The organism is Sphingomonas carotinifaciens (assembly GCF_009789535.1).
Classification (GTDB): Bacteria; Pseudomonadota; Alphaproteobacteria; order Sphingomonadales; family Sphingomonadaceae; genus Sphingomonas; species Sphingomonas carotinifaciens.
In genome coordinates this window covers 355034-368708 of sequence record NZ_WSUT01000005.1, presented here as the reverse complement: position 1 = coordinate 368708, position 13675 = coordinate 355034, and the positions used below count along the sequence as shown (strand labels likewise).

Annotated in this window: 16 protein-coding genes and 1 tRNA gene; 12 read left to right on the top strand and 5 right to left on the bottom strand. The window is 68.5% G+C overall.

The window, feature by feature from the left end; translation table 11 throughout:
• Positions 1 to 265: 265 nt before the first annotated feature.
• On the top strand, positions 266 to 1114 hold the full coding sequence (aguB, locus tag GQR91_RS03710) for an N-carbamoylputrescine amidase (protein ID WP_112381799.1): 849 nt from the start codon (positions 266 to 268) through the stop codon (positions 1112 to 1114).
• On the opposite strand, the gene GQR91_RS03705 is transcribed toward aguB, so the two are convergent.
• Positions 1102 to 1785 carry a uracil-DNA glycosylase gene (locus GQR91_RS03705; protein ID WP_149681212.1) on the bottom strand — a complete coding sequence of 228 codons (684 nt, stop codon included), beginning with the start codon at positions 1783 to 1785 and terminating at the stop codon, positions 1102 to 1104. The genes aguB and GQR91_RS03705 overlap by 13 nt on opposite strands.
• Here GQR91_RS03705 and folK point away from each other — a divergent pair.
• From folK to GQR91_RS03690, 3 genes are all read left to right on the top strand, one after another.
• On the top strand, positions 1784 to 2263 hold the full coding sequence (folK, locus tag GQR91_RS03700) for a 2-amino-4-hydroxy-6-hydroxymethyldihydropteridine diphosphokinase (protein WP_149681211.1): 480 nt from the start codon (positions 1784 to 1786) through the stop codon (positions 2261 to 2263). The genes GQR91_RS03705 and folK overlap by 2 nt on opposite strands.
• Positions 2264 to 2282: 19 nt before the next feature.
• Positions 2283 to 2358 (top strand) — tRNA-Lys (locus tag GQR91_RS03695).
• A gap of 22 nt (positions 2359 to 2380) precedes the next feature.
• Positions 2381 to 3622, top strand: coding sequence for an NAD(P)/FAD-dependent oxidoreductase (locus tag GQR91_RS03690; protein WP_149681210.1), 1242 nt, complete (start codon positions 2381 to 2383; stop codon positions 3620 to 3622).
• 67 nt (positions 3623 to 3689) lie between these two features.
• Here the strand turns inward: GQR91_RS03690 and GQR91_RS19740 are convergent, their stop codons facing one another.
• Positions 3690 to 3824 carry a hypothetical protein gene (locus GQR91_RS19740; protein ID WP_260173177.1) on the bottom strand — a complete coding sequence of 45 codons (135 nt, stop codon included), beginning with the start codon at positions 3822 to 3824 and terminating at the stop codon, positions 3690 to 3692.
• Between the two features lie 669 nt (positions 3825 to 4493).
• On the opposite strand from GQR91_RS19740, the gene GQR91_RS03685 reads away from it, so the two are divergent.
• The gene (locus GQR91_RS03685; RefSeq protein WP_149681209.1) at positions 4494 to 5483 is read left to right on the top strand and encodes a methyltransferase; all 990 of its coding nucleotides are present in this window, start codon (positions 4494 to 4496) and stop codon (positions 5481 to 5483) included.
• A gap of 39 nt (positions 5484 to 5522) precedes the next feature.
• Here GQR91_RS03685 and msrA read toward each other — a convergent pair whose 3' ends face one another.
• On the bottom strand, positions 5523 to 6062 hold the full coding sequence (msrA, locus tag GQR91_RS03680) for a peptide-methionine (S)-S-oxide reductase MsrA (RefSeq protein WP_149681208.1): 540 nt from the start codon (positions 6060 to 6062) through the stop codon (positions 5523 to 5525).
• A gap of 83 nt (positions 6063 to 6145) precedes the next feature.
• Between msrA and galE the strand changes: the two genes are divergently transcribed.
• Together galE and GQR91_RS03670 are read left to right on the top strand one after the other, a co-directional pair.
• Positions 6146 to 7156, top strand: coding sequence for a UDP-glucose 4-epimerase GalE (gene galE / locus GQR91_RS03675; protein ID WP_149681207.1), 1011 nt, complete (start codon positions 6146 to 6148; stop codon positions 7154 to 7156).
• Position 7157: 1 nt separating this feature from the next.
• The gene (locus GQR91_RS03670) at positions 7158 to 8036 is read left to right on the top strand and encodes an HpcH/HpaI aldolase/citrate lyase family protein (protein ID WP_149681206.1); all 879 of its coding nucleotides are present in this window, start codon (positions 7158 to 7160) and stop codon (positions 8034 to 8036) included.
• Between the two features lie 212 nt (positions 8037 to 8248).
• Here the strand turns inward: GQR91_RS03670 and GQR91_RS03665 are convergent, their stop codons facing one another.
• On the bottom strand, positions 8249 to 8908 hold the full coding sequence (locus GQR91_RS03665; protein ID WP_149681205.1) for a phosphatase PAP2 family protein: 660 nt from the start codon (positions 8906 to 8908) through the stop codon (positions 8249 to 8251).
• Between the two features lie 56 nt (positions 8909 to 8964).
• Here GQR91_RS03665 and GQR91_RS03660 point away from each other — a divergent pair, with 56 nt between their 5' ends.
• Positions 8965 to 9108, top strand: a complete 144-nt coding sequence (locus tag GQR91_RS03660; protein ID WP_160146730.1) for a hypothetical protein — start codon at positions 8965 to 8967, stop codon at positions 9106 to 9108.
• Positions 9108 to 9302 (top strand): hypothetical protein, encoded by a 195-nt coding sequence (locus tag GQR91_RS03655; protein WP_149681204.1) that lies wholly within the window; start codon positions 9108 to 9110, stop codon positions 9300 to 9302. Before GQR91_RS03660 ends, GQR91_RS03655 begins: the two co-directional genes overlap by 1 nt.
• A 3-nt stretch (positions 9303 to 9305) precedes the next feature.
• On the opposite strand, the gene GQR91_RS03650 is transcribed toward GQR91_RS03655, so the two are convergent.
• Complete coding sequence (locus GQR91_RS03650) at positions 9306 to 10202, bottom strand: L-threonylcarbamoyladenylate synthase (protein ID WP_149681203.1); 897 nt, start codon at positions 10200 to 10202, stop codon at positions 9306 to 9308.
• A gap of 77 nt (positions 10203 to 10279) precedes the next feature.
• Here GQR91_RS03650 and GQR91_RS03645 point away from each other — a divergent pair, with 77 nt between their 5' ends.
• The 3 genes from GQR91_RS03645 to GQR91_RS03635 all read left to right on the top strand — a co-directional run bounded on the left by GQR91_RS03645 (position 10280) and on the right by GQR91_RS03635 (position 13627).
• Complete coding sequence (locus GQR91_RS03645) at positions 10280 to 12013, top strand: acyl-CoA dehydrogenase family protein (protein WP_149681202.1); 1734 nt, start codon at positions 10280 to 10282, stop codon at positions 12011 to 12013.
• Between the two features lie 145 nt (positions 12014 to 12158).
• Entirely contained in the window at positions 12159 to 12971 is an 813-nt protein-coding gene (locus GQR91_RS03640) for a sugar phosphate nucleotidyltransferase (protein WP_160146729.1), read from the top strand.
• Positions 12926 to 13627: a PIG-L deacetylase family protein gene (locus GQR91_RS03635; RefSeq protein WP_235903856.1), complete on the top strand. Its 702-nt coding sequence runs from the start codon at positions 12926 to 12928 to the stop codon at positions 13625 to 13627. The genes GQR91_RS03640 and GQR91_RS03635 overlap by 46 nt, the downstream gene beginning before the upstream one ends.
• The last annotated feature ends 48 nt before the right edge of the window (positions 13628 to 13675 follow it).

The window sequence follows — 13675 nt, the reverse complement described above, 5'->3', positions numbered from 1 at the left end:
GTCGCTCCGCTTTCGCAACCTCTTCGCGGCTTCGCGGCTTCGCGTGAGTCTTCTCCCGTTTTGATCCACGCGGAGACGCGGAGGCGCGGAGGATGTTGCGTGAGCCATGCGGTTTCGCTTTTGCCATTGGTCGGGCTTGTCTTCCGATCGAGAGGGCGCGGGCGGCGAGCGCAACTCTCCGCGTCTCCGCGTCTCCGCGTGAACAAATAGCCGATCGGCACGCGGGCGGATGACGAATCGGGTCGCGGACCCTATGTGGGCGGCCATGACCGAGATCTCCGTCGCTGCGCTGCAGCTCGCCTTCTCCGATGATATCGATGCCAACATCGCCAATGTGTCGCGCCTGGTGCGCGAGGCGGCGGGGCGGGGGGCGCAGGTGATCCTGCCGCCCGAACTGTTCGAGGGCGAATATTTCTGCCGCGTCGAGGACGAGGGGCTGTTCGCCAACGCCAAGCCCGTTGGCGAGCACAAGGCGGTGCTGGCGATGCAGGCGCTGGCGGCCGAACTGAAGGTGCATATCCCGACCAGCTTCTTCGAGGCGGACGGGCCGCATCATTACAACTCGCTGGCGATGATCGGGCCGGACGGCCGTGTCGCGGGTATCTATCGCAAGAGCCATATCCCGGACGGGCCGGGATATGAGGAGAAATTCTATTTCCGCCCCGGCAACACCGGCTTCAAGGTGTGGGACGGGCCGGGCGCGACGCTGGGCGTGGGCGTGTGCTGGGACCAGTGGTATCCCGAAACCGCGCGTGCGATGATGCTGATGGGCGCGCAACTGCTGTTCTACCCCACCGCGATCGGCAGCGAGCCGCATGACACCTCGCTGGATACCGCGCGGCTGTGGCGGCGCGCGATGGTGGGACATGCGGTGTCCAACGTCGTGCCGATCATCGCGGCCAACCGGGTGGGCACGGAACACGGCCAGACTTTTTACGGCACCAGCTTCATCTGCGACGAGCGCGGCGACATTCTGGCCGAACTGGACCGCGAGGAAGAGGGCGTCATCACCGCGACGCTGGATCTGGACCGGGTGAAGCGGCACCGCGCCGCCTTTGGCTTCTTCCGCGACCGGCGGCCCGAACTCTATGGACGGCTGGTTCAGGATATCTGATTTCGGCCGATGTCCACGGCGCGGGCGAACACCGCGTCGAACATTTCGGGGGTCAGGCGGCCGGTATTCTGATTGTACCGGGAGCAGTGATAGCTGTCGATCAGCACCATGCCGCTGGGCATGCGGTGTTCCGCCAGATGCCCGAAGCGGGCCTTGGGCAGGCGGCCGCCGAGTGCCTTGACCGCGGACTGGTGCGCGATCTGGCCGAGCGCGATCACCACGCGCAGCTTGGATAGCGCCGCGACCTGGTCTTCCAGAAAAGTGCGGCAGGTACGGACCTCGTCGGGGGTGGGCTTGTTCTCGGGCGGCAGGCATTTGACCGCGTTGAGGATGATCGCGCCGGTCAGGCCGAAACCGTCATCGACATGGCCGGCAAAGGTGCCGGTCGTCAGCCCGTGCCGGGCCATGGTGTCGTAGAGCAGCGGCCCGGCGCCATCGCCGGTAAAGGGGCGGCCGGTGCGATTGGCACCGTGCTTGCCCGGCGCGAGACCGACCACGCCCAGCCACGCGCCCGGATCGCCGAAGGCGGGGACCGGGGCGTTCCACCAGTCGGGATGTTCGGTGCGAAGGTCTGCGCGCACGCTCACGAGGCGGGGGCAGCGCGGGCAATCGTGCGGCGGCTCGGTCTGCGGGAGTGCGGCGGCGGGCGGGGTGGGATAGGGATCGGACATGGTGACCACAACCTATGCCATCGCGCTCGGCTCCAATCGACCCGGCCGTCACGGAACGCCGGCCGACGAGGTCCGTGCGGCGGTGGCGGCGCTGGGGGATGGTGTGCGCGGCGTGTCGGCGATCATCACCACCGCGCCGCTGGGGCCGTCGATACGCGCTTTTGCCAATGCGGTGGTGCTGGTGGAAAGTGCGATGGCGCCGCCGGCGATGCTGCGGCACCTGAAGGCGATCGAGCGGGCGTTCGGGCGGCGGCGGGGGCGGCGCTGGGGCGCGCGGGTGATCGATCTGGACATCGTGCTGTGGTCGGGGGGGCGCTGGCGGTCGGCGGGGCTGGTGGTGCCGCATGCCGGCTATGCGACGCGGGACTTCGTGCTCAGGCCGCTGGAGCAGGTGGCGGGGGCGTGGCGCGCGCCGGGTACGGGGCGACGCGTCCGCCATCTGGCACATATGGTTGACCGCAGGCGTCCACGCCCCTAACTGCGCTGGCACCCGATGGGGGTCCGTAGCTCAGTCGGTAGAGCAAGCGACTTTTAATCGAGAGGTCCCGGGTTCGAGCCCCGGCGGACCCACCACGGGTAAGGGGTGCATCGGCAGATGGACGGCGAGCGCAACTACGACATCGTGATCGTCGGCGGCGGGCATGGCGGCGCACAGGCCGCGATCGCGCTGCGCCAGGCCAAGTTCGAGGGCAGCATTGCGGTCGTCGGCGACGAGCCCGACCTGCCCTATGAGCGACCGCCGCTGTCCAAGGAATATCTGTCCGGCGAGCGCGCGTTCGAGCGCATGTTGCTGCGCCAGCCGCAATTCTGGGACGAACGCGCGGTGACGATGATGCCGGGGCAGCGGGTCGTCGGCGTCGATGCGGGCGGCCACCGCGTCACCACCGCGGGTGGCGACAGCATCGGTTATGGCCGGCTGATCTGGGCGGCGGGCGGCGCGGCGCGGACGCTGACCTGTCCGGGAGCCGATCTGGCCGGGGTATATGGCATCCGCACGCGCGGGGATGTCGACCGGATCCGGGAGGCGCTGGATGGGGTGACACGCGTCTGCGTCGTGGGCGGCGGCTATATCGGGCTGGAAGCGGCGGCGGCCCTAGTCAAGTTCGGCAAGCAGGTGACGGTGCTGGAGGCGCTGCCCCGCGTGCTGGCGCGGGTGGCCGGCGAGCCGTTGTCGCGCTTCTACGAGGCGGAACACCGCGCGCACGGCGTCGACCTGCGGCTGAACGCGGGCGTGGCGGAGATCGTCGGCGAGAACGGCCGGGTGCGCGGCGTGCGGCTGGCGTCGGGCGAGGCGATCGCGTGCGAGATGGTGATCGTCGGCATCGGCATCGCGCCGGCGGTCGCGCCGCTGCTGGCGGCGGGTGCCGCGGGCGGCAACGGCGTGGATGTGGATGCGACCTGCCACACCACGCTGCCCGATATCTATGCTATCGGAGACTGTGCGGCACATGCCAACGCCTTTGCGGCGGGCGCGCAGATCCGGCTGGAGTCGGTGCAGAATGCCACCGACCAGGCCAATGTCGCGGCGCAGGCGATCATGGGTATGCCGGTCGCGTATCACGCGGTGCCGTGGTTCTGGTCCAACCAATATGATCTGCGGTTGCAGACGGTGGGATTGTCGACCGGATATGATCTGGCGGTGGTGCGCGGCGACACGGCGTCACGCAGCTTCTCGGTCGTCTACTTGCGCGGCGGGCGGGTGATCGCGCTCGACTGCGTCAATGCGACACGGGATTATGTGCAGGGCCGCAAGCTGGTGGCGGCGGGAGCGGCGGTGCCGGCGGCACGACTGGCCGACGCATCATCGCCGCTGAAGGATATCGTCGTCGCCGCGTGACGGCGGCAACCGGACAGGAATTGCGTGGGGCGCGCCAGGCGCGGCCCCCACGGCAATTGGACAGGGTTCAGGCGGCGCGCGAGACGGCGGCGGTACGAACGTCGTCGTTGGCAGCGGTAACGAGTGGCGCGACGGTCGCGACCTGGGTACCCAGAACCGCATTGCGGCGAGCGGCGAAAAGCAGAGCGATCAGGCTGAACATAATGGCCTCCATGGAGAAATGCTGCGATGCAGCGTGCTGCCTCCATGTGGCGCGGGTGGGCGATTGCAGCAAATGCAAGCTTTGCCGGTGCAGTTGCAAGAATCGAAGTTAAGTAGCTGGTAAGGCTGTCGGGGTGCTTGCCGATCGTGCGTGGCACCACGTCGCCCCGTTCGTGTGGAGACAGCGCCGCACGCTCTCGCTCCGCGGCTTTGCCGCTACTCGGCAACTGTTCGGGACGAACGGGGGTGGGTGAGGAACAGCCTTATAGGCTCAGACCCTAGCGCGCGGTGTTGCGGCCTTGCAGCGAAGCGCCGGCCGCCTGCTGATTGGCTTCATCCACGGCGGCCCATTCGGCGGCGGTGCGGCAGACGCGCTTGCTCAAGCGCGATCCGACCGGCGTTTCGCGGCGGCAGATCTTCTTTTCCGCCGGTGCCGGGTCCTTGGCGGGGGGGCGGCATCCTGCGGTGCCGAGAACATGGCGAGGGCCAGAAACATCACGGTCATCATCGATCTCCCATCGAACTGAAGCGGCAGGATCGTTCGCTTTACCTGATTGTGCAACCCGCTGGTCGGCCAGGGCGCCTGCGCACTGATCGCGATCAGTGCATTTGTCGGGAAACGTACAAAGCGTGGGTCGTTACTGCACGATAATAAACGTGGAAGATCAGCATGTTAACCAAGGTAAACGTTGTTCTTGATCCCGACGCCACGCAAGGGGAGGTGGCCTGGTTCTCGCCCGAGCGCCGCGCCGCATTGCTGGCGCTGCTGCGCGCGCTGGACGCGCGTGACTATCGCTTCGTGACGGCGACGCCCGCGACGCATGCCCGCGTGCTGAAGCGCCCGACGCGCCGGATCGCCGGATCGCTGCGCGACATATTGGGCTGGAGCCTGCCATTCACGCGCGACGTGGTAGATGCCGACATGATGGCGCTGCTGGAGGCGGCGGGCGCGGTTCGGCCCCTGGGTGGGGAGCGTTATGCACCGACCCTGCGTGCGTCGACGGTGGAGGGACATCTGTTCCTGCATTCCGCCTATCCGACCCTTGCCGAGGATTCGGTGTTCCTGGGGCCGGACAGCCACCGTTTCGCGCAGTTCATCGCGGCCGGCATGGCGCCCGATGCGCGACGGGTGCTGGATTATGGGGCCGGGGCGGGCGTGGGCGGCATCACCGCCGCGGCGCAGACCCGGGACGGGCATCTGACGCTGGCCGACATCAATCCCAAGGCGCTGTTCCTGGCGGGCATCAATGCGGAGCATGCCGGGTTGCGACATGCCTGCATGCAGGTGCAGGCGCCGCGCGATCTGGATGCCGGATATGACCTGATCGTCACCCATCCGCCGTTCATGATCGACGAAGGCCGACGCGCCTATCGCGATGGCGGCGACCTGTTCGGGGCACGGCTGTCACTGGAATGGGTGATGCAGGGCAGCGCGCTGCTGGCACCGGGCGGGCGCCTGATCCTGCATACCGGCGTGTCGATCGTGGAAGGGCGCGACGTGCTGCTGGATGCGCTGCGCGAGCGCCTGCCGGCGACGGGGTTCGAACTCGACTATCGCGAACTGGACCCGGACATCTTCAGCGAGGATCTGGACCAGCCCGGCTATGGCGAGGTGGAGCGCATCTCGGCGGTCGGGCTGATCCTGTACCGGACGGCGTGACGGCTGCCGCCCTCCCGGATGCGGGAGGGCGGCAACGGGTCAGGCGGTGACGGCGCGCGAGCGGGCGGCGAAGCTCTTGCGCAGCTTCTGCAGCTTGGGCGGGATCACCGCCATGCAATACGGGTTCGAACGGCCCGAGGTTTCCCAATAGTCCTGATGGCAATCCTCCGCCGGATACCACTCGGCCATCGGTTCGATGGTGGTGACGATGGGCTTGGGCTGGTCGGCCTGGTTCCGCTCGATCGCCGCCTTCATCGCCGCTTCCTGTTCGGGCGAGGCGGGGAACATGGCCGAGCGATACTGGGTGCCGACATCATTGCCCTGGCGGTTCAGCTGCGTCGGATCATGGGTGGCGATATAGATGTCGAGCAGATCGTCGAGGGCAAGCTGTTCGGGATCGAAGCCGATGCGGATCGCCTCGGCATGGCCGGTATCACCGCCGCACACCTGCTTGTAGGTCGGGTTGGCGACGCTGCCGCCGATATAGCCGCTTTCGACCGACTCTACGCCGATCACGTCCTTGAACACCGCTTCGGTACACCAGAAACAGCCGCCGGCGAGTGTCACATAGTCGGTCATGGAATAACTCCTTGGTCTTTGCGCTTAGATAAGAAGCCGCTACCGCGAGGCAATCCATGGACGGCCAAGGGAGTGACGGGCGGATGAGCGACACGCGGTTGAGCGGCAAAGTGATGGTCACCGGCGGCGCAGGCTATATCGGCAGCCATGCGGTGCTGGCGCTGGCCGATGCCGGCTACGACGTGGTGGTGGTCGACAATCTGGTCACCGGCTTTGCCTGGGCGGTCGATTCCCGCGCGACGCTGGTCGAGGCCGACGTGTCCGACATCGAGACGATCCGCACCACGATCCGCGAACACGGCGTGCGCGCGATCATGCACTTTGCCGGATCGGTGGTGGTGCCGGAATCGGTCAGCGATCCGCTGAAATATTACCGGAACAACACCGCGGCGAGCCGCGCGCTGATCGAGGCGGCGGTGGCCGAGGGCGTGCCGCACTTCATCTTCTCGTCGACGGCGGCGACGTACGGCACGCCGGAGCGGGTGCCGGTGCAGGAGGGCGATCCCAAGGCGCCGATCAATCCGTACGGCATGTCGAAGCTGATGACCGAGATCATGCTGAAGGACATCGCGGCCGCGCATCCGATCAACTATTGCGCGCTGCGCTACTTCAACGTGGCGGGGGCCGATCCGGCGGGCCGTTCGGGGCAGTCGACGGTGGGGGCGACGCACCTCATCAAGATCGCGGTCGAGGCGGCGACGGGCAAGCGCGGCCATGTCGGCGTGTACGGCACCGATTTTGCCACGCGCGACGGGACGGGCGTGCGCGATTACATCCACGTATCGGACCTGGCGGCGGCGCATGTCGCGGCGCTGGAACTGCTGGTGGCGGAGCCGAGCGAGAGCCATACCCTGAACTGCGGTTATGGTCGCGGCTTCTCGGTGCTGGAGGTGCTGGACGCGGTCGACCGGGTGACCAACATGACGATCGAACGCCGCATGGAAGGGCGCCGCGCGGGCGATCCGGCAGAGCTGGTCGCCGACAACGGCGCGATCCTGGCGGCGCTGCCCTGGCGGCCGGAGCGCGACAATCTGGACGGGATCGTGCGCGATGCGCTGGCTTGGGAGCGCAAGCTGGCCGAGATGGGCAAGTAAGATGCGGCTGCGCTCGCTGTTGTTCGTGCCCGGCGATCGCCCCGATCGCATGGCCAAGGCGTGCAACAGTGGCGCGGACGCGCTGATCCTGGACCTGGAGGATGCGGTCGCCCCCGCCGCCAAGCCGGCGGCGCGGGAGGCGGTGGCGGCGTTCCTGCGCGAACCGCGCGATGGCCGGCCGGCGCTGTTCGTGCGGATCAATCCGCTGGACGGCGAACTGGCGGAGGATGACCTGGCCGCGATTTTGCCGGCGGGGCCGGGCGGGCTGGTGCTGCCCAAGGCGGAGGGTGCGCGAACGCTGGCGGCGCTGGATGCGCGGCTGAGCGGCGAGGTGGCGATCCTGCCCATCGCGACCGAGACGCCGGCGGCGATCTTTCAACTGGGCAGCTATGCCGGGGTGACGCCGCGGCTGGCGGGGCTGACCTGGGGGGCGGAGGACCTGCCCGCCGCGATCGGGGCGGCGACCTCGCGCGAGGCGGATGGCGGCTATACCGCGCCCTATCAGATGGCCCGGTCGCTGACCCTGTTCGGGGCGCATGCCGCGGGCGTGCCGGCGATCGAGACGGTGTATCCGGACTTTCGCGACCTGGACGGGCTGGCGGCCTATGCCGCGCGGGGGCGGCGCGACGGCTTTACCGGCATGATGGCGATCCATCCGGCGCAGGTAGCGGTGATCAACGCCGCCTTTACCCCGAGTGCGGAGGAACTGGCGGCGGCGCAGGCGATCGTCGATCTGTTCGCCGCCAATCCCGGAGCAGGCGCGCTGCAACTGAACGGGCGGATGGTGGATGCGCCGCACCTGAAGGCGGCGCGCGCGCTGCTAGAGCGGTTTCCGACTGATCTGCGTCATCATGATTGCATCAGGAAGGCTGCTGGCTAGGAGCGGCGCGAAGCAGGGGCTGGTCGGCCCCTGCGAGCGTCGCGACGACGTCCAGCGGCCTTCCTGATGCAACCCCTTCGGGGCGGGCCGATTTTTGGCCCAGGGCCACGTCGCTCGTCGGTCACGATGCCCCGGCATCGCTCCGCTACTCGCTTCTTGCCCTGAACCAAAATCGGCTCCGTCACGATGGCGCAGATCGGTCGGAAACCGCTCTAGCGCTCGCCGCCGATTGAGGCGCGGGCGCGCTCGGTCGCCCACCACCAGGCGAGCGCCCACAGCGTGCCGAACGACCAGCCGGCGAGCACGTCGGTCGGCCAGTGGACACCCAGATAGATGCGGCTGAGCCCGATCGCGCCGACCAGCAGCACGGCGACCACGACGGTGTAGGTGCGCGCCGCCGACTGTCGCAGCACCTGTGTCGAGAGGGCGGCGACCGTCAGATAGACAGTGGCGCTGTTGGCGGCGTGGCCGCTGGGGAAGCTGGCATTGGTCACAGTGACGAGATGGTCGACCAGATCGGGGCGGGCGCGACCGGCCCATGCCTTGATCGCATCCACCGCCATGCCGCCACTGATCGAGGCGGCGAGGACCGCAAGGGCGGTCAGCCACAGACGCTGGACGAGCAACAGCCCGGTGACCGCGATCACCACGAGGGTGAGGATCACGCCGCCGCCAAGCGCGGTGACGTCCTTTGCAACGCGCGGCAGCCATGACGGCCCACCCCATGCCCGCAAGGAGACAAGGATCGCGTGATCGAAGGCGAAGGACCAGCGATCCACCGCCAGCCCGACCAGAAGGACGAGGGCGAGCGCGACGGCGGCGGCGGCCATGCCGGCCAGGGCGGGGGGCAGGGTGCGGGCGCGGCGGATCATGCGGCTCCAACCCCCGTTCCGTGCGTTGAGGATGCAATCATGACAGGAGAGCGATCATGGCCGATCCCCAGTTCCCAGCCAATGACGACCAGACCACAGGCGAGAATGTCGCGAGCAAGAACGAGCCCGCTGAGCGCGAAGGCGGCGAATCGCTGGAAGAACAATTGACCGAGGATCTGAGCGTGCAGGGGGGCGAGTGATGGCGCCTCCGACCCGGCCCAACGACGATGACGGCGAACGCGCGGTGACCGGTGCGCCGATCGGCAGCAGCGCGGGATCGCGCGAAGCGGTGACGGGCGACGAACAGGGACCGGGCGAGGTCGGCGGGACGGACGACTATCCCGCGGATGGCAGCACGCCGGCGCGGGGCGACTCGGTGCCGCGGAACGATTGACGATCACGGATGCGCGGCGCGGCGCAGGCGGTCGTTGATCGCCTCGCCGATGCCGTCCATCGGGATGGGCGCAACCGCGATGCGCATCGATGCGGCGGCGTCCGCGCGGTGGAGTGCGGCGAACAGATTGGCCGCGGCCTCCAGCGGGTCGCCGGTGGCCGACAGCGTTTCATCGCCACCGACCGGACCATAGCCGATCAGCCATTCGTCCGCGTCGGCCCCGACCGCATTCAGGCGGAGCGGCTTGGCAGGGGCGTAGTGGCTGGCGAGCTGGCCGGGCGCGGTGATGACGGCGGGATGCTCGGCGCCGCGGCTGACGCTGCCCAGCACGCTTTCCAGCATGGCGGCGGTGACGGGGCCGGGGCGCAGGATGGTGCGACCGGCGACGATGGTGGATTCCAGGCCGGCAGGGGTGGCGCCGTCGTCGAGGATCAGGGCGGCGGCGCCCAGGCTGGCGGCAACGTGTTCGGCGGTGGTGGGGCTGATGCCGCCGCTGGCGTTGGCGGAAGGGGCGGCAAGGGGGACGCCGCAGTGGACGAGCAACGACTGCATCGCGCGGTGGCGGGGGACGCGAAGCGCCACCGTGTCGAGCCCGGCCGTCACCAGTGCGGACAGCGGCCCGCCGGCCCTGAGCGGGCGAACCAGAGTGAGCGGGCCGGGCCAGAAGGCGGTGGCGAGCGCATGCGCCTCTTCATCGAAACCGGCGAGGGTTTCGGCGGTGGCGAGATCGGGGACGTGGACGATCAGCGGGTTGAAGGACGGTCGCCCCTTGGCCGCATAGATGCGCGCGACCGCGGCGCCGTCGGTGGCGTTGGCAGCAAGGCCGTAGACCGTCTCGGTCGGCACCGCGACCAGCCCGCCGGCCGCGACGACTCGGGCGGCCTCGGCCAGGGCGGCCATGCCGTAGGGTAAGATGCTGGGATTTGGAGAGGCCATGGCGGGCGGCTATATCGGGTTCCAACCAGAGCGATAAGAGGATGCCGATGCCCTTCACCCCGATCACCGCCGAGCAGCGGTTCGTGCTGGACCATGTCGTGCGGGTGCGCGAGCTGGCCGCGACCGAGCGGTTCGCGGCGGCGAGCGACGATGTGATCGATGCCGTGCTGGAAGGGGTGGGCGCGTTCGCCGCGGGCGAATGGGCGCCGCTGCTGCGTGCAGGCGACACGGTGGGTGCGCGCTGGACGCCCGAGGGCGTGCGCATGCCGGACGGCTACGCCGAGGCCTACCACGATTATGTGGACGGCGGCTGGGGCACGATCGGAGTGCCCGAAGCGCATGGCGGCCAGGGCCTGCCCTTTGCGATCCAGACCGCGGTGCTGGACACGCTGGGCACCGCCAACATGGCGTTCGCGCTGTGCCCGACGCTGACGGTGGGCGCGATCGAGGCGCTGGCGCATCATGGCAGCGCGGAGCAGCAGCGGCTGTACCTGCCGCATCTGGCGACGGGGGCATGGACGGGAACGATGAACCTGACCGAGCCGCAGGCGGGATCGGACGTGGGCGCGCTGCGCACCACCGCCACCCCGCTGGGCGACGGAACATGGCGCATCAAGGGCACCAAGATCTTCATCTCGTTCGGCGACCACGACATGGCCGAGAACATCGTCCATCTGGTGCTGGCGCGGACGCCCGATGCGCCGGTGGGCACCAAGGGGATCAGCCTGTTCCTGGTGCCCAAGTTCCGGCTGGACGAGGACGGCCGGCCGGGTGCGGCGAACGACGTGCGGGTGGTGTCGATCGAACACAAGATGGGGCTGCATGCATCCCCCACCTGCGTGCTGTCGTTCGGCGACCATGACGATTGCGTGGGCGAGCTGATCGGGCCGGAGCATGGCGGCATGCGCGCGATGTTCACGATGATGAACAATGCGCGGCTGAACGTCGGATTGCAGGGCGTGCAGGCGGCGGAAGCGGCGACGCAGGCCGCCGTCGCCTATGCGCTGGAACGGGTGCAATCGGCCCGCGCGGGCGGCACCTCGCGCGATGCGGTGCGGATCGTGGAGCATCCCGACGTGCGGCGCATGCTGATGCGGATGAAGGCGCAGACGCAGGCCGCCCGCGCGCTGGTCTATTATGCCGCGGGGCAGGTGGACCGGGCGGGATCGGGCGATGCGCGGGCGCGGGGCCGGCTGGAGCTGGTGACGCCGCTGGCCAAGGCGCATGGCACGGACCTGGGCAACGAGGTCGCCTCGCTGGGCATCCAGGTGCATGGCGGCATGGGTTACATCGAGGAAACCGGGGCGGCGCAGTTCTTTCGCGACGTGCGCATCACCTCGATCTACGAGGGCACCAACGGCATCCAGGCAGCGGATCTGGTCGGGCGCAAGCTGGCGCTGGGGCGCGAGGCGAGCGGGGGCGGGGTTTTTGCCGAACTGATCGCCGACATGCGCGACGAGGCGCAGGACGCACGGCTGATCGCCCTGATCGATGCGTGCGAGGCGACGGGGCAGGCGCTGGCCGACGCGTCCACCGACGATCGGCTGGCGGCGAGCTATCCCTTCCTGACCATGGTGTCGGTCGCGACCTGCGGCTGGCTGATGGAGCGGCAGGGGCGGGCGGCGACCGACGATGCGCCGTTCATGCGGATGAAGCGGGCGTGCGTGCGCTTCTATCTGGAGCAGATCGTGCCCGAAGCACTGGGGCTGGTCGCGGCGGCGCAGGCCCCGGCCGATGTGCTTTATGCCGTGGAGGCGGAGCTTTTTGCGGAATAACAGATAGATAGACATCCGAAACTGGGTAAATCTTGATCGAGTTTAGTTCTTAACGGCTAGTCCGGTTGCGCGATTTGGCGGCCGGGTGAAACGGCATAGCGTGGCCCCTGCAAAGGTTTTCGAACCATGGATGCGGGGAGTGCAGATGAAGGTCGTCCTGTTCTGCGGGGGGATGGGCACGCGGATGCGCGATTTCGCGCCGACGACGCCCAAGCCCCTGGTCCATATCGGCGAGCGGCCGCTTCTGTGGTACATCATGAACTATTATGCCCATCACGGGCACCGCGAGTTCGTGTTGTGCCTGGGATATGGCGTCGAGGCGTTCCTGACCTATTTCCGGCAGTCGGGGGCGGTGCCGATGCCGACGGTGGCGGGCGATGCGGTGGGCCATACGTTCCGGCTGGTCGACGAATGGGGCGACGTGCTGACGGTATCGCTGGTCGATACCGGGCCGCTGACCAGCATCGGGCAGCGGCTGAAGGCGGTGCAGCGCTATGTCGCCGGCGAACCGGTGTTCCTGGCCAATTATGCCGATGGCCTGTCGGACGCGCCGTTGCCCGATATCGTGCGGGTGCTGGAGGGGCGCGCGGATACGGTGGGCGTGATGATCGCGGTGCGCCCGACGCAGAGCTTTCATTACCTGCACCACGACCATGACGGCGTGGTGACCGGGATCGAGGCGGGAACCGGCATCGACGTGCGCATCAATGGCGGCTTTTTTGCGTTTCGCGCCGAGATCTTCGATTATCTGGGCGATGACGACGATCTGGTGGAAGGGGCGTTCGACCGGTTGATCGGCGAGCGGCGGCTGCTGGCGTTTCCTTATGACGGTTTCTGGCGGGCGTGCGACACGTTCAAGGACGTGATGGCGCTGGAGGCGGCGCGGCTGCCGGAACCGGCACCCTGGGAGGTGTGGCGCGGGGAAGCGACGGCGGACCGGCGGGAAGCGGTGGGCTGACCATGCTGGGCCTGGCGCTGGGCGCGGACCTGGCCGCACCGTTGCGGGTGCTGTGCCTGGGGGCGCATTCGGACGATATCGAGATCGGTTGCGGCGGCCTGTTGCTGACGCTGGCGGCGCGGCAGCGGGCGCTGGCGGTACGCTGCGTGGTGTTCAGCGGCGGCGACGACCGTGTGGCGGAAGCGCGGGCGAGCATCGGCGACCTGCTGGGCCAAGCCGCCGTGGTGGAGCCGCATGCCTTTGCCGACGGGTTGTTCGCGCACCGGGCGCCCGCGATCAAGGCGGTGTTCGAGGCGATCAAGCGCGAGGCGGCGCCCGACCTGATCCTGACGCATCATGTCGGCGACCTGCACCAGGACCATGCGCTGATCGGCACGATGACGCGCAACACGTTCCGCGATCACCTGATCCTGGGCTATGAAGTGCCGAAATATGATGCCGACCTGCATCCGACCAACGCCTATCTGCCGCTGAGCGCGCAGGTGGCGGAGCGCAAGGCGGCGCATATCCATGCATCCTTCCCCAGCCAGCAGGGCCGGCGATGGTTCCGGCCGGAGACGTTCCTGTCGCTGGCGCGGCTGCGCGGCATCGAGTGCAATGCGCCGGAAGGCTTTGCCGAGGGCTATCATGTGCCGAAGGCGGTGCTGGCGGTGTAGGGCGCGACGGCTGCCGGATTTGCTTTCGACAAGTGCGGCGGGGCGCGC

Excerpts from the sequence above, each read along its gene's own strand:
- aguB (WP_112381799.1), top strand. The coding sequence starts at position 266 with ATGACCGAGATCTCCGTCGCTGCGCTGCAGCTCGCCTTCTCCGATGAT.
- folK (WP_149681211.1), top strand. The coding sequence starts at position 1,784 with ATGGTGACCACAACCTATGCCATCGCGCTCGGCTCCAATCGACCCGGC.
- GQR91_RS03705 (WP_149681212.1), bottom strand. The coding sequence starts at position 1,785 with ATGTCCGATCCCTATCCCACCCCGCCCGCCGCCGCACTCCCGCAGACC.
- GQR91_RS03690 (WP_149681210.1), top strand. The coding sequence starts at position 2,381 with ATGGACGGCGAGCGCAACTACGACATCGTGATCGTCGGCGGCGGGCAT.
- GQR91_RS19740 (WP_260173177.1), bottom strand. The coding sequence starts at position 3,824 with ATGTTCAGCCTGATCGCTCTGCTTTTCGCCGCTCGCCGCAATGCGGTT.
- GQR91_RS03685 (WP_149681209.1), top strand. The coding sequence starts at position 4,494 with ATGTTAACCAAGGTAAACGTTGTTCTTGATCCCGACGCCACGCAAGGG.
- msrA (WP_149681208.1), bottom strand. The coding sequence starts at position 6,062 with ATGACCGACTATGTGACACTCGCCGGCGGCTGTTTCTGGTGTACCGAA.
- galE (WP_149681207.1), top strand. The coding sequence starts at position 6,146 with ATGAGCGACACGCGGTTGAGCGGCAAAGTGATGGTCACCGGCGGCGCA.
- GQR91_RS03670 (WP_149681206.1), top strand. The coding sequence starts at position 7,158 with ATGCGGCTGCGCTCGCTGTTGTTCGTGCCCGGCGATCGCCCCGATCGC.
- GQR91_RS03665 (WP_149681205.1), bottom strand. The coding sequence starts at position 8,908 with ATGATCCGCCGCGCCCGCACCCTGCCCCCCGCCCTGGCCGGCATGGCC.
- GQR91_RS03660 (WP_160146730.1), top strand. The coding sequence starts at position 8,965 with ATGGCCGATCCCCAGTTCCCAGCCAATGACGACCAGACCACAGGCGAG.
- GQR91_RS03655 (WP_149681204.1), top strand. The coding sequence starts at position 9,108 with ATGGCGCCTCCGACCCGGCCCAACGACGATGACGGCGAACGCGCGGTG.
- GQR91_RS03650 (WP_149681203.1), bottom strand. The coding sequence starts at position 10,202 with ATGGCCGCCCTGGCCGAGGCCGCCCGAGTCGTCGCGGCCGGCGGGCTG.
- GQR91_RS03645 (WP_149681202.1), top strand. The coding sequence starts at position 10,280 with ATGCCGATGCCCTTCACCCCGATCACCGCCGAGCAGCGGTTCGTGCTG.
- GQR91_RS03640 (WP_160146729.1), top strand. The coding sequence starts at position 12,159 with ATGAAGGTCGTCCTGTTCTGCGGGGGGATGGGCACGCGGATGCGCGAT.